This window comes from Streptomyces uncialis (assembly GCF_001905345.1).
Classification (GTDB): Bacteria; Actinomycetota; Actinomycetes; order Streptomycetales; family Streptomycetaceae; genus Streptomyces; species Streptomyces uncialis.
This window is the reverse complement of the sequence record NZ_LFBV01000003.1, coordinates 449,939-473,291: the sequence shown is the minus strand read 5'-3', so window position 1 is coordinate 473,291 and position 23,353 is coordinate 449,939. Positions and strand designations below refer to the sequence as shown.

Below are 23,353 nucleotides of genomic sequence, written 5' to 3'. Positions count from 1 at the left end.
GAACGGACATGGGCGACACCACCGCGGACCGCATCCGGACGTTCATCGAAGGACGGTTCCCCCAGGCCCCGATCACCGAGACCGAGGACATCTTCTCGCTCGGCTACATCAACTCCCTCTTCGCGATGGAGCTCGTGATGCACGTCGAGAAGACCTTCGCCGTCACGGTGCCCAACAGCGAGCTGCGGATCGACAACTTCCGCACGGTGAAGGCGATCACGGAGCTCGTCGACCGTCTGCTCGCGGCCACCCCCGCGGGCGGCCACCGATGACCGGCCCGCTGACGGCACCCCCACCGGCCGACCGCGCCGCCCCCGACCGCCTGACGACACGGGCGTTCGTCGACGAGCACATCGTGCCGTACGCCGAGGAGTACGACCGCGCGGGCACCCTGCCGGACGAACTGCTCGACCGGATCGCCGGAGCGGGCCTGTGGGCCCCGTTCCTGCCGGCCTCGCTCGGCGGCGCGGACACCGACATGGTGACCCTGGGCGCGATCCACGAGGAGGTGGGCCGGGGCTGCTCGTCCGTACGCAGCCTGCTCACCGTGCACACCATGGTGTCCTGGGCACTGCGGCGCTGGGGCAGCCCGGAACAGCTCGACCGGTGGGGCCGCGAGCTCGCCACCGGCCGCACCCTCGGCGCGTTCTGCCTCTCCGAACCCGGCACCGGAAGCGACACCGACTCCCTGACCACCACCGCCACCCCCAGGGACGGCGGCTGGGTGCTGTCCGGGGTCAAGAAGTGGACGACCAACGGACAGCGCGCCGATCTGTTCCTGGTGTTCGCGCGGGGCCCGGTGTCCACCGTCGCCCTGCTCGTCCCGCGCGACACACCGGGAGTGCGCGTCACCCCGATCGAGGACATGCTCGGCACCCGGGCCTCCATGCTCGCCGAGATCAGCTTCTCCGAGGTGGCGCTGGGCCCCGACGCCCTGCTCGGCCCGAGCGGCTTCGCCTCCGGGATGCTGCTCACGGGCACCCTCGACCTGGGCAGGTACAGCGTCGCCGCAGGCTCCGTCGGCATCATCCAGCGCTGTGTCGACGCGTGCGCCGCGTACACCTCGCGGCGCACCGTCGCCGGTTCGCTGCTGCGGGACCTGCCGCTGATCCGCGCGAAGCTCTCCGACATGGTCACCGATCTGCGCGCGGCACGGCTGCTGTGCGCCGAGGCGGGACGCCTCAAGGACGAGGGGGACCCGGCCACCATCATGGCGACCTGGGTCGCCAAGTACTTCGCGTCCACCGCGGCGGCCCGGCACGCGGCGGAGGCCGTCCAGGTCCACGGCGCGAACGGCTGCGGCACGCGGTACCCGGTGGCCCGGCTCTACCGGGACGCCAAGGTCATGGAGATCATCGAGGGCAGCAACGAGATCCAGCGCATCACCATCGCCGGTGAGGCGTACCAGGAGTGGGTGCGATGACGACGAACGCGGACACCCGGCGCCCCGCCCCGCCGGAGAAACCCGTACGGGGCCGGATCAAATGCGTGGTGTGGGACCTCGACAACACCGTCTGGGACGGGGTCCTGCTGGAGGACGACGAGGTGACCGTGCGCCCCGCCGTGGTGGAGCAGATCCACCGGCTGGACGCGCTGGGCGTGCTGCACTCCGTCGCCAGCAAGAACGACCACGACACGGCGATGGCCAAGCTGCGGGAGTTCGGCCTGGACGAGATGTTCCTGTACCCGCGGATCTCCTGGAACGCCAAGTCCGCCTCGGTCGAACAGATCGCGGCCAAGCTCAACCTCGGCCTCGACGCGTTCGCCTTCGTGGACGACCAGGAGTTCGAACTCGCCGAGGTGGCGTACGCCCTGCCCGAGGTCACCTGTGTGGACGTGGCCGCGCTGGAAGAGGCCCTGGCCCGGCCCGAGTTCAGTCCGCGGTTCGTCACCGACGAGTCGGCGCAGCGGCGCGGGATGTACCGAGGCCAGCTCGCCAGGGACGACCTGGAGACCGGGTTCGTCGGCACCAACGAGGAGTTCCTCGCCGGGCTGGACATGACGTTCACCATCGCCCCCGCCCGGCGCGAGGACCTTCAGCGCGCCGAGGAGCTGACCGTCCGCACCAATCAGCTCAACTCGACGGGCCGAACGTACTCGTACGACGAACTCGACGCGCTGCGCGAGTCCCCGGACCATCTGCTGCTCGTCGCGTCGCTCACCGACCGGTACGGCAGCTACGGCAAGATCGGCCTGGTGCTCGTCGGCACGGGCACGCCCGACTGGCGGCTGCGGATGATGCTGATGTCGTGCCGGGTCATGTCGCGCGGGGTCGGCACCGTACTGCTCGGCCATGTGATGGGGCTGGCCCGGGACGCCGGAGCGGGGCTGCGCGCGGACTTCGTGGAGACCGGCAGGAACCGCATGATGCAGATCACCTACGCGTTCAGCGGCTTCCGCGAGGTCGCCCGCGACGGCGACCAGGTGGAACTGGCCGCCGATCTGTCGCAGCTCCAGGCACCGCCCGGCTATGTCGCGCTGGAGGTGCTTCCCGGATGACCGCGACCACCGCGACCTCACCGGTGAGCCGCTGGCTGCCGTACGGCGCGCCGGAGGGCCGCCCCCGGCTCTACTGCCTTCCGCACGCGGGTGGTTCGGCCTCCGCCTTCCGCGCCTGGGCGGGGCGGGTGGGACCGGTCGCCGTGTGCCCCCTCCAGCCGCCCGGCCGGGAGACCCGGCTCGGCGAGGCACCGCACACCCGCATGGAGACCCTGGTCGACCAGCTCGCCGAGGTCGTCCTCGGCGACGCGGGCGACGAGCCCTACGCGGTCTACGGGCACAGCCTCGGCGCGCTCGTCGGCTTCGAGCTGCTGCGGGAGATCCGCAGGCGCGGTGGCCGCGACCCGGTGCGGCTGATCGTGTCGGGTTCCCCGGCGCCGCAGTGGGACGACGACGTCGAACGCCCGTCGGTGGCCACGATGGACGACGCGCAGGTGGTGGAGATGCTGCGCGTCATAGGAGGTACCCCCGACTGGCTGCTGGCCGACCCGGCGGTCCTGCGGATGATCCTGCCGCCGTTCCGCGCCGACTTCGCCGTCCGGGAGAGCTACCACTACCGGCCGGCCCCACCGCTGACCGTGCCCGTCACCGCGCTCGCGGCGACCGCCGACGCGCGGGTCCCCGTGCACTCCGTGGCCGACTGGCGCGAACAGACCGTCCACGGCTTCACCTCGCACACCCTGGAAGGCGGGCACTTCGCGGTCCTCGAACAGCCCTCCGCCACCCAGGCGTTCCTCCGCCAGGCGCTCGGCGTCTGACCGCACGGACAGCGGGCCCGGCCCCTCCCGGGGGCCGGGCCCGCAGTGCGCGCCGAACGTCAGGACCGCTTGGACACCGGCACCACATGACGGTGGTACACCAGCTCGCGCAGTACGTCGTCACCGCCCTCGAAGAGGGACACGTACCGCATGTCGCGCACCAGCTTCCCGATGGCGGCCTCATGGGTGTAGCCGAGACCGCCGAACATCTCCGACGCCTCCGAGGCGATCCGCCAGCCGCTCTGGCCGCAGAACATCTTCGTGGTCATCGCCGACTTGAGGGTGCCCTGCCGCAGGAACTCCTCGGCGGCGTCCGGCCGCGCGGCGACGGCGTCGTACTCACGGGCGGCGGCCAGGCACTGGTTCGCCATCACGTCGATCAGCGTCTCGAACTGCCCGAGCCGCCCCGCGAACACCGCGTTCGAGGCCAGCGGCGCGCCCTTGACCGTCTTCGTCCTCGCGTAGTCCATGCACAGGTCACGGATACGGCGTGCGATACCCAGCGCGGTGGTGGCGATGAGTATCCGGCTCGCGCTGAGACCGGTCTCCAGCAGCCGCAGACCGTTGCCGCGCAACGCGTTCGCCGCGGGCACCCGGCAGTCGGACAGGGTCACCTCATGGGCCGCCGACGACCGAAGCCCGATGACGTCCCACCGCTTCCCCACCTTCACGCCCGGGTTGTCGCGCGGCACGACGACGGCGAGATACGCGTCGGGGTCGTCCGCGGACCGGGCGATGACGACGAGGAAGCGCGCGTGGTCGGCGTTCGTGGCGAAGGCCTTCGTCCCGTCGAGGACGAGGCTGTCGCCGTCCGCGCGTACGGTCGTCGCGGTCCTGGCGAGCTCGCTGCCCGCCTCGTGCTCGCTGGCGAGCGCGGCGCAGAAGCCGCCTTCCGCGGCGAGCGGACCGAGGACCCGTGCCCGGAGCTCGTCGCCGCCGTACCGGTCGACCATGCTGGTCCCCAGGATCGGCAGGAACAGCGAGAAGGCCACGCCCGCGTCGCCGTAGGCGAGCGCCGACACGATCCGTACGCTCTCCTCCAGCCCCAGACCGCGGCCACCGTGCTCCTCGGGCAGCCACCAGTTCATCAGACCCGTCGCGGCGAACCGCCCGTAGAGCGGCCGCGGTACGTCGGCCGGTACGTCGAGCTCCTTCTCCCGGCCCGTCAGTTCCCGCCGTACGAAGCGCTGCACGGTGCGGAGGTGATCCGGTTCTCTCATCGCGGAAGTCCTCGGTTGTCGTCGGCGCTGCTCCGGGCGCCGGTCAGTGCGGTGATCTCGGCGCTGAGCAGACGCACCGTCGGATGTTCCACGAGCGCTGTCGACGGCAGCGGGGCCCGCAGGGCCTCGCGGACACGCAGGGCGAGCTGGACCGCCACCAGGGAACGCCCGCCGAGCTCGAAGAAGTTGTCGTCGGCGCCGACGGAGTCCAGTCCCAGACCGGCGGCCCAGAGATCGGCGACGGTGCGTTCGAGACCGGCGGCGGGCTCCACGTACGGGGTGGCGAGCGCGGGGCGCGGACGGTTCGGCCCCTCGTCGGCGACGACGGCGTCCGCCGCCCGGCCGTCGGCGGGCGCGAGTACCGACCGCCCGGCCAGGGGCCGGGTGGAGAGCATCACCTCGGCGAGATGACCGGCGGAGGCGGCCCGTGCGAGCAGCTCGCCCGTGTCGCCCAGGTCCCCGTCGTCGCCCGCGTCCCGGGTCACGACGGTCCACCGGCCCTCGCCGCGCGGTCGCGCCGCACCGGCGTACGCGGCGAGCGCGGCGCCCACGGGGGAGGGGCCCGCGGTCGCGGCGCCCGACCCGGCCACCGCCGGAGCGAGGACCACCCGCCGCCGGACGGCGGGATCCGCGCCGACCCGGATCACCGTCCGCAACTCCCGTACGGCCGCCCGCACCCCCTCCGGGAGGCCGGGACCCGGCGCCGGGTCCGGACCCGCGCTGTGGACGAGCACGTCCAGGGAGCCGAAGCGGTCGACCGCGGCACGGACCGCCGCGCGCAGCGCGGCCTCGTCCCCCGCCGGGACGGGCAGCACCAGCAGGGGGGCACCGGTCGCCTCCAGCGCGGCCACGGCGCGGACCGCGCGTCCGACGGGCCCGTCGTCGTCGGCGAACCGGTCCCGGTGCGCGCGGTCCGGCAGCGGCACGGGGGTGGTCAGGACGAGCCGGGGGCCGTGCGCGCGGGCCAGATGGAGCGCGAGGGGCAGCGCGGTGGGGCCGAGCCCGTCGGTGATCAGGACGGTCTCGCCGGGCCCGGCGAACGGGTGCTCGTCGTCGGGTGCGAGCGGGTGGGGCTGGTAGCAGCGCACCCACGCCTCGTCGCCCCGGACCGCGACGGGCCCTTCGTGCGGCACCGTCAGCGCGGCGAGCACCTGCCCGGGGTCGGCTCCCGCGTCCAGGTCGACATGGTGGCAGAAGGGGTCCGGCTGCTGCGTGGCCCAGGCCGCGAGCGCGGCGTGCCCGGGACGGTCGGGGCCGGTGCCGCCGACGCCGACGGCACCCGAGGTCAGCAGGGCGAGCGCCGCGGGGCGCGCGACCGGTCGCCCGGCGTACGCACGGGTCACGGCGAGCGCGGAGGCGAGGCCGCCCCCGTCCTCGCCGTCCGGGGCCAGGGCGAAGCCGTGCACCACCGTGCGGGGTGTGACGAGCTGGGAGCGCAGCATCGCGGTGAGGTCGTCGGACGAGTCGGCCCGGACGGTGAAGTCGCCGTCGTCGTGCGCGGCGAAGCCCCCGCCCGGCCGGACGGTGACGACCTCGGCGCCCGCGTGGAGCAGCCGCGCGCCCAGCGCCTCACCCCGGGCGTCGGCGGCGAGCAGCAGCCAGGGTCCGGCGGCGCGCAGCCGCGCGTCGACGCCCGTGAGCGGCAGCGGACGGCGGCGCCAGTCCGGCAGGAAGGTCGCCGGGGCGCCCTGGTGGGCACCGCCCCGCTCCCGCGGCGGCTCGGCGTCGACCCAGTGCCGCGACCGCTGGAACGGGTACGAGGGCAGCTCGACACGGCGGCCACGCCCGGCGTGCAGCGCGGCCCAGTCGATGCTCGCACCGGCCTGCCAGAGCCGCGCGAGCGTGGTCAGCACCCAGTCGGCGGCCGTCCGTCCACCGGGTGCGACGACGACCTCCTCGGTGGCGCCCACGGCCCCGTCGGACCACACCCGCACCCCGACCCCGGACAGCCCCCCGCCGAGCGCGGCGAGCGCGGTGTCCCGGCCGGCCGTGCGCTCGCCCCCGCCTTCGCCGCCCGTCAGGAGGCGGTCCGCCGCCGCGGCCAGCTCGGACCACCAGGCGTCGGGGACGCCGTCGCCCGGGGTGAGCCGTACCCACGGGTCGCGGCGCACGGTCTCGCCGTCGATCAGGCGTGCGGGGTCCGCGAGGGCGGCCACCGCGTCGTCGTGGTCGGCGCAGACGACCGCGCGGCGCAGCGCGAAGCGGCCCCGCGACATCTGGAGCGTGAACGCCACATCGGCCAGCTCGTCCTCGCGGTGCTCGTCGAGATGCGCCCGCAGCCGCTCGGTGAGCGCGTCGAGCGCCTGCGGGCCGCCCGCGGAGAACGTCAGCAGATGCGGTCCGGGCGGCGCGGGGCGCGGCTCGCGCGCGGGTGCCTGCTCCAGCACCACATGGGCGTTGGTGCCGCCCACCCCGAACGCGCTGACCCCGGCGCGGCGCGGTTCGGGACCGGCCGGCCAGGGGCGGTCCCGCGCGAGCACCGTGAAGCGGTCGGCGAGCGAGGCGAGGGTCGGGTTCGGCGCCTCGAAGTGCGCGGTGCCCGGCAGCGTCTCGTGGCGCAGGCTCAGCGCGGCGCGCATCAGTCCGGTGACACCGGCGGCGCGGTCGAGATGGCCGATGGACGGTTTCACCGAGCTGAGCACGCACGGCGTCCCGGACGGTGTCCGGAACACCCGGCCGAGCGCGGCGAACTCGATGGAGTCCCCGAGCCCCGTGCCCACGGCGTGGCACTCGACATAGCCGACCGACTCGGGTTTCACCCCGGCGACGGCGAGCGCGGTCCCGACGACGGCTGCCTGTCCCTCGACGCCCGGCGCGGCGTAACCGGCGCGCTCACGGCCGTCGTTGTTGACGGCGGAGCCCAGGATCACCGCGTGGACCACATCACCGTCGGCCTGCGCGTCGGCCAGCCGCTTCAGCGTCACGACACCCACGCCCGACCCCATGACGGTGCCGTTCGCGGACGCTCCGAGGCTGCGCACCCGGCCGTCGGGGGAGAGGATGCCGCCTTCCTCGTGGAGATAGCCCGCCGGCTGGGGCAGCGGCAGATAGGCGCCGCCCGCGAGCGCCATGTCGCACTCGTACGTCAGCAGGCTCTGGCACGCGAGGTGCACCGCGACGAGCGAGGTCGAGCAGAACGTCTGCACCGTCAGACTCGGCCCGCGCAGACCCAGCTTGTACGAGACCAGCGAGGTCAGGGAGTCCCGTTCGTTGCCGGTGGCGAAGAGCTGCCCCGCGCCGCGTTCCGTCGCCAGATGGGAGACGTTCCCGACCATGTAGTCGGGGAAGCCGCAACCGGCGAACACCCCTACAGGGACGCCCGGTTCGGTCGGGCAGTACCCGGCGCGCTCCAGCGCCTCCCAGGAGCATTCGAGGAACAGCCGGTGCTGCGGCTCCATCGTCTCCGCCTCGCGCGCGCTGAACCCGAAGGCCGCCGCGTCGAACCGGTCGAGTCCGTCCACCGGTCCGCCGACCCGTACGTACGCCGGGTCGGCGCGCAGCGCGGGGTCCACCCCGGCCCGGTCGAGCTCCTCGTCGGTGACGGGGCGCAGACCACTGACCCCGGCCCGCAGATTGCGCCACAGGGCACCGACGTCGTCGGCGCCGGGGAAGCGTCCGGCCATGCCGACGAGCGCCACTGCTGAGTCGTACGCGGTTTCCTCCACGGAGACCTCCCGGTCCACTGGCTCGTGCGCTCACGTATCGGTCCGCCGTCCACACGGCCGTCCACCGGGTTCCGCGCCCCATGGCCCCGGCGCGCACCTTCTGGACGGCACCCGGGCACGACCGGTGTGTCCCGGACGGCACCGGTGTCCCGGACGGCACCGGTGTCCCGGACGGCACCGGTCTCTCGGGCCGCACCGGTGTCCCGGGCGGCGCCCCGGGCGCGGCTCACGGGGACCGCACCATCGCCCGGGCCAGCGTCAGCAGTGGCCGTACGCCGGTGAGATCGCCGGGCGACACGCCCTCCCAGCCGCGCGCCCGCAGCTCGGCGGCCACCCGCGGTGTCCGCAGCGCCCGGCCGCCCGCCCCGGTGTAGCTCTCCGACAGGTCCACCCCGTCAAGGCCGTTGACCTCGGCGACGACCGCCGTCAGCGCGTGTTCGGCGTCGGTGGCCGGGGACACGGCCGGGCCCGTCCGTCCGTCGCCCTCCACCTCCGGGGCCCCGGATCCGGTGACGGTGACGCGGAACAGGCCGGGGCAGCGTGCCGCGGGGTGGTCGTGCAGGGCGCCGAGCACATGGACGCGCAGCGCGGCGGGTGTGACATCCGCCGCGGCCAGCACCTCGGCGGTGAGCCCGCGCGGGTCCGCGGTCACCGTGACGGAGGCGACCGCCGGGTGCCCGAGGAGCACCCGCCGGGTCTCCGCGAGATCCACCGCGTCCGGGCCGATCCGGGTCAGGGGACGTTCGGGGGCCGGTGCGAACCCCATCCGCCGCGCGGCCTCACCGGCCCGCAGATCCGCTCCGGGGTCGCGGTGGGCGTCGAGGAGCGCCGCGTAGCCGCGCAGGAACCGCTCCACCGCGTCGGCGTCCATGACGGCGTCCATGGCCTGGAGGACCAGGGTGATCCCGTCCTGCCACTCGTAGACGCGGAAGTAGGTGTCGGAGCCGGAGCGCGCCCAGTGCGCGGGCTCCGGGTTCGGGGTGAACCTGTCGCGCCGCACCCCGCACGAACGGGGCTTGTGGTCGAGGAAGTTGAGCTCGGAGGCGACCTGGACGCGCTGGCCGCGCCGGGTGGACTCACGGGAGAGGAGTTCGACGATCCCGTCGTACGGGACACGCGCGTGCGCCAGCGCCTGCTCGACCCTGGCCGCCGCCCGCCGCAGCACCTCGCTGAACGGCGGGTCGTCCGAGAGGTCCATGGCCACCAGCGCGGGACTCGACTGGCAGGTCATCAGGGCCGCCCGGCCGCCGTCCTCACGCAGACTGGTGTACATCCGGTGCGACACCAGGTCCTCGCCGGTGTGGGCGGCCATGGTCACCGCGTACGCGGCGAGATGCACCGCGGCGGGCCAGACACGGTGCCGTTCGGCGAGGCCCGCCACGGTCGCGAGCAGGTCGGGCGAGGTGAACGAGGCACTGTGCGCCGCACCGGCCACCGCGGGCGCGCGGCGGCGGCGCGCGTACATGTCGGCGGGCAGCCGCGCGGCCTCGTCACGCCAGTGACCGAGGGCCTCCTCGACCGCCTGGTCCGAAGTGGCCGCCTCACGGGCGGCCAGATCGGCGGGCTGGTCCCGGACGGGCGGCAGCACGGCGGGCCGCCCGTCCAGGACGCCCGTCAGCACGGCCTCGAACTCCCGGCGGAGCGCGTCGAGCGCGACATCGTCGAAGGCCACATGGTTGAAGACGAGATGGAGCCGGTCGGGCACCCCGCCGCGGGTGACGACACAGGCGCGCATGGGCCACTCGGCGGCCAGGTCGAACGGGGCCGCGGTCAGCGCCCCGGTGAACTCGGCGGGCGACGGGGTCCCGTCGGGCTCACCGCTCACCTCGTGGACGGTGACGGGGGCCGGCGGCTGGACGCGCTGCCGCGGCCAGGGATGTGCCCGCGCGTCGTACACGGTGCGCAGCACCTCGTGCCTGCGCACGAGATAGCCGAGCACGGACCGTACCTGGGCGAGCGTGGTACCGGCGGGCAGCCGGAAGGTGTCGGTGATGTGCGCCTCGTGCCGCGAGCCGGCGGGCACCTGCTGGTACCGCAGCCAGTGGTACCGCTGCCCCCAGCAGAGGTTCGCGCTCTTCGACGCGGTCATCCGCACCTCCCACCCGTAGATGTACGCGGATCGATGGTCGCGCGGCTCGCGAAGCCGCGGCAGTGCCCGGCGATGGCGCCTTGCGGACGGTGAAATGCTGCCACCGGACGTTTCCGATCTTCCTGCCGAACCGCCTTGACGCCCGGTGGCCGAATCAGGATTCTCAGTCGGAGGGTGCCGGTGGCGAGTTCCGCGTGCGCCAGGAACCAAAGCTCCGGGAACCGGAGTTCCCGGTGCGCTCCGTCCAGGTGTGCCCGCCGCACCTCCCGGCTTCGTGTCGAGCGGCGAGGAGCCGACCGGGCGGGGAAAGAGCCGGCAGCCGACCGTCTCTTCCCGACCGCCACGGAGGAATCGATGCTGGACGCCATCGCGGAGTGCGAAGAAGCCGCCTACGAGAACGGACTGGCCGCCGGACTCGCGGTGGCACTCGCCGGGACCGACGGCCCGGCCCCACCGGGCCGGGTGGCCGCACTCCCCACCGCCGCGCTCGCCCCGGGCGCGTCCGTGATCCGCCATCGCATGGCGGACCTCGAAGGCATCGCGTTCGTCAGACGCGACGGCACCCGCCCTGCGCCCGGGCCGGAGCTCACCGCGTTCGGCGCCCGCCTCGGCGCGGTCCGGATCGGGGTCACCCGGCGGCTGACCGACCTGGCCGTCCACCATCTCTCCGGCCGGACGTCCGGCGGCGAACCGATGATCCGCAAACAGCTCGTGGCGGGTGTGCTCGCCGACCTCGTCACCGCCGCCGAGGCCCTGCGCCGCTGCCTCGAAGTGGCCGGACACCTACCGGTGGCCGTCACCGATGTGCACGACCGGCTCACCGTCCACGACCGGGAGGCGGCCAAGCTCCTCGGCGCGAGCGGATTCCTGGCCGGCAGTCCCGCGCGCGCCGCCCATGTCTCCCGGCTGACGGCCAACTGCTGGATCGCCAGGGACGGTATGTCGTGATCGAACTCGACTCCTCCCTGCGCGGGTTGCGGGACCTGTGCCGTGAGATCGCGCCCGATCTGCGGGCCCGCGCGGCGGCCGTGGACGCCGATCCCCTCGACATGGCCCCGCATCTGGACTCACCGACCCTCGCCCTGCTGCGCGCCGCCAGCACCCCGGAGCCCTTCCGTACCCAGGACGTGCCGCCGCACGCGGGCGCCTACGCGTCCAGCTGTCTGGCCCGCGTCGTGGCCAACCTCGAACTGGCCCGCGGCGACGCCGGGATACTCAGCGCCAACACCGGCCCCTCCCTGGCGGGACTCGCCGTGGACGCCCTCGGCAGCGACGAGCAGCGCGACCTCTTCTACCGCGCGCTCGCCGACGGCCGCACCTGGTCCTTCTTCGGTATGACCGAGGAGAGGCACGGCAGCGACGCGACCGCCCTGGAGACCCGGCTCGACCGCGACCCCGACGGCGGACACCGGCTCAACGGCGCGAAGCGGTACGTCGCGAACGCCACCAGGGGCACGATCGGTGTGGTGTTCGCCCGCACAGGGCCGGGCCCCTTGCCCATCAGGGCCGTGCTCCTGCGCCGCCCCGCCCCCGGACTCACCGGCGGCCTCCTCGAAATGTCGGGCCTGCGCGGCGCCTGCATCGGCGCGATGGCCTTCGACGAGGTGCCCGTCACCCCGGGGACGGTCCTCGGCGCCCATCTGCCCGCGTCACGCCGGGGGCTGTGGGGGGCGAGCCGCGCCTTCAACGTGATGCGGGTCCAGATCGCCGCGCAGGCACTCGGTGTCGGCTACGCCGCCCACGACCTCGTCCGCGCGCGGCGCCCCGGATGGCCCGGCGGTGAACTGCTCCGCGCACGGCTGGACGGGGCCCGCGCCCTGCTCCACGACGTCGCCGCCGGGATCGACCACGCGCCCGACGACCGGCGCCCGCCGTCCGTCGCCAAGCTGCACGCCACCCGTCTCGCCACCGAGGTCGTGGAACGGGTCGAGCACGCGCTGGGCCCCGGCTCGCTGCTGGAGCACCCGCTGCTGGAGAAGTGGTGCCGTGACGTGCACGCCTTCGAGTTCATGGACGGTACGAGCAACATCCTGCGGCTGCACATCGCACCCACCGGCGTCCCCCGCCCGGCGGCGACCTGATCCCCGCCGGGCGCAGGACCCCGTGACCCCGCCCGGGACGTGCGCGTCACGTCCCGGGCGGGGTCACATCGGTCCACGGGGTCTCAGAGCAGCTGGCTGCGGCCCCATCCGCGCGACAGCCGGTACACGGCGAACACACCGAACACGGCGCCGATGGCGAGGCAGACGGCCGCCGCGCGCAGCGTCTCACCGCCGTCGCCGCTGATCGCCGACTGGATCATGGTCAGCCCCCAGTACCCGGGGGAGTAGTGCGCGACGGAGGCGGCCCACGGGGGCATCAGGGCGACCGGTGCGACGGCTCCGCCCAGCGAGCTGACGACGATGGAACCCAGATCGGTCGCCAGGAGCAGATCACCGCGGCTGCGGACCACGGTGGCGAGCGCCGAGCCGATGGCGAGAAGGGTGAATCCCCAGACCATGACGGCCAGCGCGATGTACCCGGGCGGGCCGGGTACCGGCAGGCCGATGATGAAGGAGCCGTACAGCAGCAGGACGAGTTGCTGGAACACCAGGACGACGAAGATCGGCACCAGCTTGCCGATCAGCAGCTCGGTCTGGGTCGCCGGGGTCACCCGCAGCCGGTCCCAGGTACGCCACTCGCGCTCCAGCATGATCGAGTTGCCGACGATGGCGAGGGCGAAGACGGAGAACATCACCAGGGGGCCGGTGACCGCTTGCAGGGTGCTGCCGTCCAGCGCCTTCACGTACAGCGGTTTGAACACCAGCATGAGGACCATCGGCACCAGGATGTAGCTGAGCATCTGGCCGGGGTCGCGCAGCCGCAGGACGAAGTTGTGCCGGATCAGGACGCCGCTGCGCAGCAACACATCAGACACGGACCACCGCCAGCGATCTGTAGAGGTCGTCAAGGGTGGGGTGGTGCACCTCGACGCCCGCCACCGGGCGGTCGGCCCGGCTGAGCAGATCGACCAGCGCGGCGGTCGGATCGGTCGTCGGCACGCGGACCTCCTCCTCGTCCTCGAAGGTGACCCGCACCTCGCCGGGCAGCCCGTCGAGCAGTTCCGCGCTGGTACCCCGGGCGATGATCCGGCCGTCCCGGGCCACCGCGAGGGTCGCGTCGAGCTCCGTCAGTTCGGGCAGGTAGTGGGTGGTGTAGATCACCGCGGTGCCCTCGCCGGCCCGCTCCTTGACGACGTCGAGCAGGGCTTGGCGGGTCTCCGGGTCGGCGCCCGCGGTGGGTTCGTCCATCAGCAGCAGCCGCGGCCGGTGGATCAGCGCCACCGCCGCCTGGGCGCGCCGCTGCTGGCCGCCGGAGAGCACCCCCACGGGCCGGTCGCGGAACGGCTCCAGTTGCAGCGCGGACACCAGCAGATCGATCTCCCGCCGCAGCGCGCCGCGGCGCAGCCCCGCGAGACCCCCGAAGAGCCGCAGGTGCTCGTGCACCGTGGTGGACCGGTACAGCGCGATGCTCTGCGGGGAGACCCCGACGGTGGCCCGCGCGCGCACCGGGTCCTTGCCCCCGATGGTGACCCGGCCCCCGTCGGGCCGGATCAGCCCGGAGACGATCTCGACGAACGTGGACTTCCCGGCGCCGTTGTGGCCGACGAGTCCGACGATCTCGCCGGCCGCCACGGACAGGGTGAAACCATTGAGGGCGGCTACGTCGCCGTAGCGCTTGGTGAGTGCGGTCGCTTCTAACACCAGGGACTCTCCAGCGGGGGAACGGTCGGCATCACACGAGTACTTCGGCCGGTGCCGGGTGACCGAGGAACGCCGTCGGGCTGGCGGTCAGCCCGTAGGCACCCGCCTGGTACACCACGATCAGATCGCCGACGTCCGCGTGCGGCAGTTCCACCGCGTCGCCGAGCAGGTCCAGGGGTGTGCACAGACAGCCGACGACGGTCGCCGTGCCGACGGCCGGATCATCCGGACGGGCCGTGGTGACAGGGTAGTTGCGCCGGATGAACTGGCCGAGGTTGCCGGAGGCGGCGAGCTGATGGTGCATACCGCCGTCGACCACGAGGTACGTCGTGCCGCGGGATTCCTTGCGGTCCACGACCCGGGTGACGTAGACACCGGCCTCGCCGACCAGATAGCGGCCGAGTTCGATGTGGACGCGCGCCTGCGGCAGCCGCGGACGCAACCGCTCCGCCAGCAGCGTCTCCAGGTTCTCCCCGACCCGTGCCAGGTCCAGGGGCCGGTCGCGGCCGAAGTAGGGGATGCCGAAACCGCCGCCGAGATTGAGGTAGCGCACGGGACCGGGGGCCGACTCCGCGAGGTCCAGCAGCAACTCGACCGTCAGCCGCTGGGTCTCGCACACCCGGTCGGCCCGCAGGTTCTGCGAGCCGGCGAAGACATGGAAGCCCTGGAAGTCCAGGTCGCCCATGTCACGCAGCAGTTCGGGGACGCGTTCGGCGTCGACGCCGAACTGCTGCGGCCCGCCGCCCATCCGCATCCCGGAACCGTGCGCCGCGAACGGCGGGTTGACGCGCAGGGCCACCCGTGGCCGGATGCCGAGTTCCTCGCCGGCACGCCGGATACGGGCCAGTTCACGCGCCGACTCCAGCTCGACGGTGACCCCCGAGGCCACCGCCGCCGACAGTTCGGCGTCCGTCTTCCCCGGCCCCGCGAAGCTCATCCGGTGCGGCGGGACGGTGGTGTCGAGCGCGTGGCGCATCTCCCGCGCGGACGCCACGTCGAACCCGTCGACCAGCGCGCTCATATGGGCCAGCAGCGCCGGCATCGGGTTCGCCTTCACCGCGTACTTCAGCGAGATGTCCGCGGGCAGCGCCTTGCGCACCTCGGCCACCCGTTCGGTGACGAGCCTGCGGTCGTAGGCGAAGAACGGCGTGCCGCCGACGCGGGCGGCGAGCCGGTCGAGGGGGACCCCGCCGACCGCCAGTGCGCCGTCCTGCCGCTCGAACAGCCCGGGGCCCGTGCCACGGGCGCTCACGCGGTCGCCATCCGGCGGGTCTCGACGCGGTCGAACTTGCCGTTGGGCGACATCGGGAACCGTTCCAGGAACACCACACGCCGGGGCAGCATGTAACGCGGCACACGTGCCTCCATGGCGGTACGCAGCGCGGATTCCGTGGTGTCACCGGTGACGGCCAGGACGGTGTGCTGGCCCAGCCGTTCGTCCGGGACGCCGAAGGCGATCGCGGCGCCGACCAGCCCGGTGGCGTAGGCCGCCTCCTCGATCTCGGTCGGGCTCACCCGGTAGCCGGAGGTCTTGATCATGTCGTCGTCCCGTCCGACGAAGTACAGGAAGCCCGCCTCGTCGCGATAGGCGCGGTCCCCGGACCACACCGCCAGCTCCGTACGCGCGGCACCGGTGGCGCCGGGCGCCGGACGGAACCGCTCCGCGGTGCGCTCGGGGTCGTTCCAGTAGCCCTGCGCCACCAGCGCCCCCCGCTGGACGATCTCCCCGTGCTCGAAGGGCTCGCACGGGGTACCGTCCGGACGGACCACGGACACCTCGGCGTTGGGAACCGCCTTGCCGATCGAGTCGGGCCGCCGGTCCGCCTCGGCCGGGTCGAGGTACGTGGCCCGGAACGCCTCGGTCAGTCCGTACATGAGGTAGGGGCGGGCGGCGGGGAACAGCTCACGCAGCCTGGCCAGGGTGGACCGCGGCAGGCGCCCGCCCGTGTTGGTGTAGTACCGCAGCCGCGCGGTCGCCTCGCTCGGCCACCGGCAGCCGGTCAGCTGCATCCACAGCGGCGGGATGCCGGTGATCCCGGTGACGCCGTGCCGGGCGCACAGCCGCACCAGCTCCACGGGCAGCAGATAGTTCGTCAGCACCACATGGGCGCCCGCGTGCAGCGCGGTGGTGAGCTGGCTGAAGCCGGCGTCGAAGCTGAGGGGCAGCGCGGCGAGGATCACATCGTCCGGCGTGTGCCCGAGGTAGGTGGCCACGCTCTCCGCCCCGGCGAGCAGATTGCGGTGGCTGAGGACGACGCCCTTGGGGGAGCCGGTGCTGCCGGAGGTGTACAGGATGGCCGCGAGGCCGGTGTCGATGACCGGTGGCAGCGGCTCACCCCCGTCCGGGGCGCTCAGCGCCTCCCACTCGACGTTCCGCCACGGCCCGTCGTCCGTGCCGGGCGCCCCGCCGACGAGGACGACATGCCCGACCGTCGACGAACCGGCGAGCCCCGCCCGTACGATGCCGTACCGCTCGGCCGTGGTGATCACGGTGCTCGCGGCGCAGTCGTCGACGATATGCCCGATCTGGGGGGCCTTGCAGACGGGGTTCACCGGGACGAGGACCGCACCTGCCGCGAAGACCGCGAGCATGGCGACGACGGTCTCGATCCGCTTCTCCATGTAGACGGCGACGCGGTCGCCGTGCCGCACGCCCAGGCCGCTCAGTCCGGCCGCGGCCTGCGACACCCGGCGGCGCAGCTCGGCGTAGTCGATCGTGGTGTCCTGGAACGTGACGGCGGGCCGGTCGGGAGCGCCCCGCAGGGCCAGCCCGTCGACGCTCGTCACCAGGGTGGCGCCGGCGGCCTCACTCATCGCCGTGCTGGACCTCGGACACCATCCGCCACAGGGAACCGACCGTGGAGAAGGTCTCCTGGTCGAGGGCGTCGTCGGGGAACTCCAGACCGTAGCCCTCCTCCAGGGCGGCCAGCAGCTGCACCACACCCATGGAGTCGAGGCCCAGCGCCGCCAGTTCCTGCGACGCGTCGAGCTCACCGGCCCCGGCGTACGGAAGGTACGCCCTGACGATGTCCTGGAACCGCCGAGGTATCACTACTGACGCGGGCATGGATGTCACCTCTGGGAGAGATCGGTTCCGACCGGGGGCGGGGCGGCGGACGGGACTCCCGCCCACCACCGCACTGAGGAAAGGTAGAGCTCCGCTCTTTCGGCGTTCTACCGCCGCTCTATCGCGCACGGAACACAGGAAGTGTCCGTTTCCTGGCCATTCCGTGGGCTTTCGCTGGGTCGGAGCGGCGGGGCACACGACAGGGCGGCGATGGCCGGTCCGCGCAGTATGGCCCCGAGCCCGCGCGGTGCGTCAACGGACGGGCCGTAGCCGCGGGAAGAGGGGAGACCACGGTGACGTCGGCGAGTGTGCACACGCGGTTCGGTCCGCCATCGGTACGGGACGAGCAGGTGATCGGTGTCTACTGCCACACCGTGCGGCAAGGGGGCCTGGACTCCGTCCAGTCGGCGGCGGACGACCTCGGCATGGATGTACGGGACGCGGGAGCCGCCGCCGCGTCCATGGTCGAACTGGGTCTGCTCAGGGCCGACCCGGCGGGCGGCGGACGGCTGGTGCCCGTCGATCCCCGCCGCGCCTCGGCACTGCTCATCTCGCCCATCGAGCGGGAGATCTACGCCCGGCGGGACTTCATCGACCAGCTGCGCGACCGGCTCGACCACATGGCCCCACCGCTGCCGCGGACCGCCCAGCTGCCCGTCGGCTCCATCGACCAGCTCTTCGGGCCCGCGGAGATCCGCGGACTGCTGGGGCACCTGGCCGAGACCTGCCGACGGGAGGTCCTGGTGCTGCGCTCCCCGCACCAGGACGGCGACCCGCTGGACGACTTCCTGGAGGGCTGCGCCCCACTGACCCGCCGCGGGGTCGTCGTCCGCGCGCTGTGCGCACACCGCAGCCGGGCCGACTTCGCCTCGCGGGCCAGGGCCGCCCGCCAGATCGAGGCCGGTGTCGAGCTGCGCACGGTGACCCGGCTGTCGCAGACCGCTGTGGTGTTCGACCGGGGACTGGCCCTCGTGTTCGGCGAGACGGAGGACGGCGACCCCGTCGCCTGGCGGGTCCACGAGGACAACGTGGTCCGCTTCCTCGGCGAACTCCTGGACCAGCTGTGGGACGGCGCGGCACCCTTCGTCCCCGGCGGACCCGGCTACGCCGAGGTGACCGACGACCTCCAGCAGGACATCGCGAGGCTCATGGCCCAGGGCCACACCGACGAGGTCGTCGCCCGTAAACTCGGTATGTCCGTCCGCACCTGCCGCCGCCATATCGCCGCCCTGCTGCGCACGCTGGACTCCACCAGCCGCTTCCAGGCCGGTGCCCGCGCCGCCCGCCGGCTGACCATCGAGGAGGGCTGACCCGCCATGGAAGACGGCCGACCCTCCGGCGCGGCGGCCCGGGGCGACGGACACGCCCCCCGCCCCGAGGACACCGCGACCCCGGTCGGCCCCGGGGACGCGACCCCGGACGGCCCCGCCGCGCGACGGTCCCGGGCCGTGGTGCGGATATGGGTGCTGGACGCGGACACCGCCCACCCGGCCGCCGAACGCCGGCTGTCCCCGTCCGAGCTGGCACGGGCGCGGGAGCCCGCCATGCGACGGGTCCGGCCGACGTACGTCACCTCCCGCGCGCTCCAGCGGACCCTGGGGGCCCGCTACCTGGGCACGCCCGCCGAGCACACCGACATCAGCCGCACCTGCTTCCACTGCCGTGACGACGGGCACGGCAAACCGTGGTTCCCGGCCGCGCCGGAGCTCGACTTCTCCGTCTCCCACACCGCCGGACTCGTCGTACTGGCGGCGTCGACCGACACCCGGGTCGGGGTCGACGTGGAGGCCGGTGACCGCACCATCGAGACCGGCGGGATGACCCGGCTGCTCGCCTCGGACTCCGAACGGCGGCACCTTCCCGCGACCGGCGGGGACACCCTGCGCCGCGCGCTGCTGCGGCTGTGGGCCCGCAAGGAGGCGACGCTCAAACTGACCGGCCACGGACTGCTCCATGTCCCCTTCCGTGAACTGTCGGTGGACGGCCGGACCGCCCGGATCGGGACCCCGCCGGTCAACTGGCCGACCCGGCCCATCCACCTCGCGGACCTGTCCCTGGAGCACGGATACGCGGCGGCGCTCGCCACCACCCGGGCCCGGCCGGAGATCACCGTCATCCCCCTGGCCCAGGTGGCGGACCTCTCCTGGTGACCTCATGACAGGCCGTTCGCGTCCGTCTGGTCCGGCCGCTACCGGCCGCCCCTGGCCGACCGTTCCATCGACCGCAGCAACTCCTCCATGGTGTCGGGCGCCAGCAGCGTGGTGTCCGCGGTGAGGGAGAGGTCCAGCGCGCCCGGCGCGTCGATCACATGGAGCGCGAGCGTCACACCGCCCTGCCGGTCCGAGGGAACGCTCCACGTCAGCGACCCCTCGGGCGCCGGGACACCCGGGGCGTCCGCGCCGCCCCCCGGACCCGGTTCGCCGTCGTCCGCGGCGGGCCCGGCCACCCGGGCCGCCTCACCGCGCCGGTCGTTGTACCAGCAGGTGGTGTCCGCGGCCGGGGCGCCCCGGAGCTGTTCGGTGAGCCGGTCCTTGTCGTAGTACGCGAAGCGGTACGTGTTGACCGACGCCTTCCAGACCCGGGGCGTCAGCGCCTCGATCGGGCCGCGGCAGTCGGGCAGGTACAGCACGCCCTCCAGCGCCACCGGCGCCACCACATCCGCGAGACCGGGCACGAAACGGTTGCTCACCATGACCTGGAACGCGAAGTCGGACCGGTCCGCCGAACGCGCCGCCGCCGAGCACGCCGCCGCGAGCAGCACCGTCGAGGAGGTCGTCCCGAGCCGCGACGCGGTGGCGGCCACCGCGCCGTCGAGCCCGGGACAGCGCAGCACCGCGGACCGGTAGCGCGGCCCCCGCGCCGAGGCCGCGGCGGGCGCGCCGTAGAGATGGGCCGGTGTCCGGGCGAGATTGCCGAGGATGAAGGAACGGGCCGACTCGTCACGCCGCAGCGCGGCCCGGCCGCGCTGGAACGCCGCCTCGTCCAGCGGGCCGCACATCGCGCGTCCCGCGCGCAGCTTCCCGGGATCGGCCCCGGCCACCAGGCTCGTCATATCGGCCCGGAGCCGGGGCAGCGCCCAACCGTCCACCGCCGTGTGCGACAGGGTCATCACCGCGTACCGGACCAGACCTCCCCGGGTGACCAGGCCCACACGGAAGGGCCAGTCCCGGGCGGGGTCGAAACGCTGCCCGCACAGCCTGCGGTGCAGCGCCTCCGCGACGGCCAGGGTGTCCGTCCCGTCCGCCGCGATCAGCCCGACCTCCAGTTCGCCCTCGGTGCGGAGCTCCTGCGTATAGGTCCCCTCGGGGGTCTCGTGCATCAGGGTGCGCAACGAGTCATGGACGTACATCAGCCCGCGGACCGCTTCCAGCGCCGCCTCGACCGTGAGTCCGGGCTCGACCAGGCCGCCCCAGTCGACGTTGAACTGATGGTCGTCGGGCTCCAGGGCGCGCAGCGCGCGTCTGATGGCGGTCTGCCCCCAGGTCGCTGGGCCACGACCGCCGACGGGCCCCGTGAAGGGGACCGTCACCCGCCGTTCCCTGGGCTGGTGCGTGACGACGGAAGACATCGGAGTACTCCGTTTCCGCTGGGATCTGCCGGGATCTTCCCCGCACCGAGGTGCCGGGGAGCCCCACGAACGGGCCGTACGGGGATCGTCGCCGTACGGGCCGCGCACGGGCCGTACGGCGACAGGGCCGGTCAGCGGGCCACGGACCGGGTGCCGCTGCGGGCCGTGGACACCCGGAGCGCGCCGTCGGGTCCGGGCCGCACCACCACATCGGCCAGGTGCGCGCCGCGGTCGGGGGGCCGCGCGGCCTCGCCGACCCCCAGCACCCGCGCCCCCGCGGCCCGCGCGGCGGCCACGCCCGCCGCGGAATCCTCGACCGCGAGACAGGAACCGGGCGGCACACCGAGCAGCGCGGCACCGCGCAGGAAGCCCTCCGGGTCCGGCTTCCCCCGCTCCACGTCCTCCGCGCACACCAGATGGACCGGGCGGGGCAGACCGGCCGCCGCCAGCCGGCTCAGCGCGACCTCACGGGCCGCCGAGGTGACGATCGCCCAGCGGTCCGCGTCCAGCGCGGCGAGGAGTCCGCGCACCCCGGGCAGGGGTGCGATGCCCTCGGTGTCCTCGACGGACAGCCGGTGCAGCCAGCGGAACTCCTCCTCCGCGTCTGCCCAGGGGGCGACCAGGGGGATGAACTCCGTGTCCCTGCGCCCGTGCGACCGGGCCAGCACCTCGTCCGGCCGGGCGCCCACCCGCCGGGCCCAGCGCACCGTATGACGCTCGATCGCCGCCAGCGACGAGACGAGCGTGCCGTCCAGGTCGAACAGGAACGCGCGGACCGACCACGGTCCGGCGGCGCCCGCCCGCTCGGGTGTCCGCGGTGCGAACCCCCCGGCGAGGTCCGGAGGTCGGGGCATCACAGTCTCCCTCTCACGGCGTCGAAGCGGATGCGGCGGTACTCCTGGGCGAGCGCGTCCAGGGCCGGGGAGGCCGCGTGGGCGGTCAGGAACCTGCTGGGCGCGCCGCTGCGCACCCCGGCGGCCGAGGTGAAGGACACCGGAAGGATCCCCTTCCCGGGGCGCCGATCGGTGCCGGGGGAGTCCCACCAGTCGGCCTCCGCCCGTGCCAGGCGGGGCAGCAGGGCCACCCACCGCGCCGGGTCGTCGGCAACCGGCGCGGACGGGTCCGCCCCGGGGGTGGACAGCAGCCCGAGGAGCGCCGTACTACGGGTGCGGAACCAGGTGGGCCCGTGCGCGCGGACCCCGTGCGCCAGCGCCAGCAGACCGCGTACGGTGGGGCGTTCACAGCTCAGCAGTTCCAGCACGGCGCCGCTGTCCGCGCCGGGCAGCGCGGTGGGGTCAGGGGCGTCCGACGCGGCCAGGTACGACAGCGCGCCGCCGCCCGAGTGACGCGCCGCCAGCTCCGGGAGGTTCGCCCCGGGGGCGGCCCCGCACCAGGGGCAGGGATGGACGAGCGCCCAGGTGGCGGGCGGCCGGGGCGCCGCTCCGGACAGGATCGCCGCCTCCCTGACCGCCATCTCCGACACGGCCTCGCGCACCCCCGCGTCCGGCCCGGCCGCCGGGGACAGGGCGGTGGACCCGTCCGCGCTCCGCCCCGGGCGACCGGCCTCGTTCCCGGCACGCCGGCCCAGTTCCAGCGCGCGGCGCGCCCACTCCACCGTCCCCTCCAGCTCCCCGGGCCCCAGCTCGGCCGCGTCCAGCGGCGCGAGCCCCGAACGGATCCAGGAGCGCAACGCCTCGTCACGGTCCCGTAGCCGCACCGGGCCGGGCGGGCGGTCCCACGCGGTGCGTGACACATCGTGGCCGAGCAGCCAGGCGGCGGCGCCCAGTTCCGTCCGCGCGGGCCGGGACAGCGACGTCACCGCGTCCTGGTCGCGCCGCTCCTCCAGGCTGTGGAGATCGGCCCGGACCCGGGCGGGGTCCGCACCGGTCCAGCCGGCCCAGTCGGTCCAGTCCCAGCCGAAGGGGTGCTCCAGCGGCTCCCGGGCCCCGGGCCTCAGGAGCCGTACCGCGCACCGCGAGTCCTGGAGTTCGACCGCGTAGGGCCGTCCGACCGTGCCCGAGCGCGGGGGGAACACACGCGGTCCGGGCCGCTGCCAGTGCTCGACGGGCGGCGTGGCGGTTCCCACCGGGACCGTGGCGTGGCGCGGGCCGTGCGCGTCGTTCCCGGCGAGGCTGGGCCCGCCGCCGTGCTCCAGCAGATGCGGCACCGACGCGGTCACCGGATACCCCTTCTGGGCGCAGAAGCCCACCACCAGCTCGTCGTCGTCGCGGAAGTCGTCGGGGAATCGCCCCAGATGAGCGGCGAGCTCGCGGGCGGCCCCGGCCGGCAGGACGAGGCCAAGGGTCGGTACCCACTCGTGGTGCCCCAGCGGGGCCCAGGACTGCCCGGCGACGGCCGCGCAGCGCACCAGATAGGAGTTGTGGGGGCTGTTCCAGTTCGTGTAGAGCGCCAGGGCGTGGTCGGGCCGCTGGGCGACGGCCGCGGTGAGCTGTTCGGCGAATCCGGGGCACAGGGTGACGTCGTCCTGGAGCACCAGATGATGGGTGGCGCCCGGGTCGACCGACGCCCAGGCCAGTTTGGCCGTCCGCAACGGACTGGGCGGCCCGGTGGGGTCGGGGTCCATGACGACCCGCGCGTCCAGCGGCCGGCACGACGCCACCAGATCGGTCAACGACCGCCCGCGAAGCGGGTGGTGCATCACCGCCACACTGATCCGGAGGCGATCACCCGCAGCGTCCGCCGCACGGCCACCGCGGTCCTCGACGCCGGTCCCGGTCCGCGAG

General features: G+C 74.1%; 19 protein-coding genes. 8 read left to right on the top strand and 11 right to left on the bottom strand.

All coding sequences use genetic code 11. The annotated features are described in order from the left end of the window. Positions 1–8: 8 nt before the first annotated feature. The 4 genes from AB852_RS16010 to AB852_RS15995 are packed head-to-tail and all read left to right on the top strand — an operon-like array spanning position 9 to position 3,257. Positions 9–272, top strand: a complete 264-nt coding sequence (locus AB852_RS16010) for an acyl carrier protein (RefSeq protein ID WP_073788615.1) — start codon at positions 9–11, stop codon at positions 270–272. Beyond that, positions 269–1,423, top strand: coding sequence for an acyl-CoA dehydrogenase family protein (locus AB852_RS16005; protein ID WP_079184643.1), 1,155 nt, complete (start codon positions 269–271; stop codon positions 1,421–1,423). The genes AB852_RS16010 and AB852_RS16005 overlap by 4 nt, the downstream gene beginning before the upstream one ends. Further along, the gene (locus AB852_RS16000; protein WP_073788613.1) at positions 1,420–2,499 is read left to right on the top strand and encodes an HAD-IIIC family phosphatase; all 1,080 of its coding nucleotides are present in this window, start codon (positions 1,420–1,422) and stop codon (positions 2,497–2,499) included. The genes AB852_RS16005 and AB852_RS16000 overlap by 4 nt, the downstream gene beginning before the upstream one ends. Beyond that, positions 2,496–3,257 (top strand): thioesterase II family protein, encoded by a 762-nt coding sequence (locus AB852_RS15995; protein ID WP_073788611.1) that lies wholly within the window; start codon positions 2,496–2,498, stop codon positions 3,255–3,257. The genes AB852_RS16000 and AB852_RS15995 overlap by 4 nt, the downstream gene beginning before the upstream one ends. A 59-nt stretch (positions 3,258–3,316) precedes the next feature. Here the strand turns inward: AB852_RS15995 and AB852_RS15990 are convergent, their stop codons facing one another. The 3 genes from AB852_RS15990 to AB852_RS15980 form a co-directional block, all read right to left on the bottom strand. Then, on the bottom strand, positions 3,317–4,477 hold the full coding sequence (locus tag AB852_RS15990) for an acyl-CoA dehydrogenase family protein (RefSeq protein WP_073788609.1): 1,161 nt from the start codon (positions 4,475–4,477) through the stop codon (positions 3,317–3,319). Further along, positions 4,474–8,142 carry a beta-ketoacyl synthase N-terminal-like domain-containing protein gene (locus AB852_RS15985; RefSeq protein ID WP_143201240.1) on the bottom strand — a complete coding sequence of 1,223 codons (3,669 nt, stop codon included), beginning with the start codon at positions 8,140–8,142 and terminating at the stop codon, positions 4,474–4,476. Before AB852_RS15985 ends, AB852_RS15990 begins: the two co-directional genes overlap by 4 nt. 226 nt (positions 8,143–8,368) lie before the next feature. Beyond that, on the bottom strand, positions 8,369–10,231 hold the full coding sequence (locus tag AB852_RS15980) for a condensation domain-containing protein (RefSeq protein WP_073788607.1): 1,863 nt from the start codon (positions 10,229–10,231) through the stop codon (positions 8,369–8,371). A gap of 354 nt (positions 10,232–10,585) precedes the next feature. Between AB852_RS15980 and AB852_RS15975 the strand changes: the two genes are divergently transcribed. Beyond that, positions 10,586–11,179, top strand: coding sequence for an acyl-CoA dehydrogenase family protein (locus tag AB852_RS15975; protein WP_073788606.1), 594 nt, complete (start codon positions 10,586–10,588; stop codon positions 11,177–11,179). Further along, entirely contained in the window at positions 11,176–12,312 is a 1,137-nt protein-coding gene (locus tag AB852_RS15970; protein ID WP_073788605.1) for an acyl-CoA dehydrogenase family protein, read from the top strand. Before AB852_RS15975 ends, AB852_RS15970 begins: the two co-directional genes overlap by 4 nt. An 83-nt stretch (positions 12,313–12,395) precedes the next feature. On the opposite strand, the gene AB852_RS15965 is transcribed toward AB852_RS15970, so the two are convergent. The 5 genes from AB852_RS15965 to AB852_RS15945 are packed head-to-tail and all read right to left on the bottom strand — an operon-like array spanning position 12,396 to position 17,041. Next, positions 12,396–13,148: an ABC transporter permease gene (locus tag AB852_RS15965; protein WP_073788604.1), complete on the bottom strand. Its 753-nt coding sequence runs from the start codon at positions 13,146–13,148 to the stop codon at positions 12,396–12,398. Next, the gene (locus tag AB852_RS15960) at positions 13,141–13,974 is read right to left on the bottom strand and encodes an ABC transporter ATP-binding protein (RefSeq protein WP_073788603.1); all 834 of its coding nucleotides are present in this window, start codon (positions 13,972–13,974) and stop codon (positions 13,141–13,143) included. The genes AB852_RS15965 and AB852_RS15960 overlap by 8 nt, the downstream gene beginning before the upstream one ends. 31 nt (positions 13,975–14,005) lie before the next feature. Next, complete coding sequence (locus tag AB852_RS15955; RefSeq protein ID WP_218623263.1) at positions 14,006–15,226, bottom strand: pyridoxal-dependent decarboxylase, exosortase A system-associated; 1,221 nt, start codon at positions 15,224–15,226, stop codon at positions 14,006–14,008. Next, positions 15,223–16,788, bottom strand: coding sequence for an acyl-CoA ligase (AMP-forming), exosortase A system-associated (locus tag AB852_RS15950; protein WP_073788602.1), 1,566 nt, complete (start codon positions 16,786–16,788; stop codon positions 15,223–15,225). The genes AB852_RS15955 and AB852_RS15950 overlap by 4 nt, the downstream gene beginning before the upstream one ends. Beyond that, a complete protein-coding gene (locus tag AB852_RS15945; RefSeq protein ID WP_073788601.1) occupies positions 16,781–17,041 on the bottom strand; it encodes a phosphopantetheine-binding protein in 261 nt (86 codons plus the stop codon). Before AB852_RS15945 ends, AB852_RS15950 begins: the two co-directional genes overlap by 8 nt. A 293-nt stretch (positions 17,042–17,334) precedes the next feature. Between AB852_RS15945 and AB852_RS15940 the strand changes: the two genes are divergently transcribed. After that, on the top strand, positions 17,335–18,351 hold the full coding sequence (locus AB852_RS15940; RefSeq protein ID WP_073788600.1) for a helix-turn-helix transcriptional regulator: 1,017 nt from the start codon (positions 17,335–17,337) through the stop codon (positions 18,349–18,351). Positions 18,352–18,357: 6 nt separating this feature from the next. Then, a complete protein-coding gene (locus tag AB852_RS15935; RefSeq protein WP_073788599.1) occupies positions 18,358–19,191 on the top strand; it encodes a 4'-phosphopantetheinyl transferase family protein in 834 nt (277 codons plus the stop codon). Between the two features lie 38 nt (positions 19,192–19,229). Here the strand turns inward: AB852_RS15935 and AB852_RS15930 are convergent, their stop codons facing one another. The 3 genes from AB852_RS15930 to AB852_RS15920 form a co-directional block, all read right to left on the bottom strand. Further along, complete coding sequence (locus AB852_RS15930) at positions 19,230–20,609, bottom strand: condensation domain-containing protein (protein ID WP_073788598.1); 1,380 nt, start codon at positions 20,607–20,609, stop codon at positions 19,230–19,232. A 131-nt stretch (positions 20,610–20,740) separates the two neighbouring features. Then, positions 20,741–21,463 carry an HAD-IA family hydrolase gene (locus AB852_RS15925; protein ID WP_073788597.1) on the bottom strand — a complete coding sequence of 241 codons (723 nt, stop codon included), beginning with the start codon at positions 21,461–21,463 and terminating at the stop codon, positions 20,741–20,743. Next, positions 21,463–23,268 carry a hypothetical protein gene (locus AB852_RS15920; protein WP_245876798.1) on the bottom strand — a complete coding sequence of 602 codons (1,806 nt, stop codon included), beginning with the start codon at positions 23,266–23,268 and terminating at the stop codon, positions 21,463–21,465. Before AB852_RS15920 ends, AB852_RS15925 begins: the two co-directional genes overlap by 1 nt. Between the last annotated feature and the right edge of the window lie 85 nt (positions 23,269–23,353).

Coding starts and splice junctions, on each gene's coding strand:
- AB852_RS16005 (WP_079184643.1), top strand. CDS start 269: ATGACCGGCCCGCTGACGGCACCCCCACCGGCCGACCGCGCCGCCCCC.
- AB852_RS15920 (WP_245876798.1), bottom strand. CDS start 23,268: ATGCACCACCCGCTTCGCGGGCGGTCGTTGACCGATCTGGTGGCGTCG.
- AB852_RS16010 (WP_073788615.1), top strand. CDS start 9: ATGGGCGACACCACCGCGGACCGCATCCGGACGTTCATCGAAGGACGG.
- AB852_RS15935 (WP_073788599.1), top strand. CDS start 18,358: ATGGAAGACGGCCGACCCTCCGGCGCGGCGGCCCGGGGCGACGGACAC.
- AB852_RS15980 (WP_073788607.1), bottom strand. CDS start 10,231: ATGACCGCGTCGAAGAGCGCGAACCTCTGCTGGGGGCAGCGGTACCAC.
- AB852_RS15945 (WP_073788601.1), bottom strand. CDS start 17,041: ATGCCCGCGTCAGTAGTGATACCTCGGCGGTTCCAGGACATCGTCAGG.
- AB852_RS15990 (WP_073788609.1), bottom strand. CDS start 4,477: ATGAGAGAACCGGATCACCTCCGCACCGTGCAGCGCTTCGTACGGCGG.
- AB852_RS16000 (WP_073788613.1), top strand. CDS start 1,420: ATGACGACGAACGCGGACACCCGGCGCCCCGCCCCGCCGGAGAAACCC.
- AB852_RS15925 (WP_073788597.1), bottom strand. CDS start 21,463: ATGCCCCGACCTCCGGACCTCGCCGGGGGGTTCGCACCGCGGACACCC.
- AB852_RS15950 (WP_073788602.1), bottom strand. CDS start 16,788: ATGAGTGAGGCCGCCGGCGCCACCCTGGTGACGAGCGTCGACGGGCTG.
- AB852_RS15975 (WP_073788606.1), top strand. CDS start 10,586: ATGCTGGACGCCATCGCGGAGTGCGAAGAAGCCGCCTACGAGAACGGA.
- AB852_RS15930 (WP_073788598.1), bottom strand. CDS start 20,609: ATGTCTTCCGTCGTCACGCACCAGCCCAGGGAACGGCGGGTGACGGTC.
- AB852_RS15995 (WP_073788611.1), top strand. CDS start 2,496: ATGACCGCGACCACCGCGACCTCACCGGTGAGCCGCTGGCTGCCGTAC.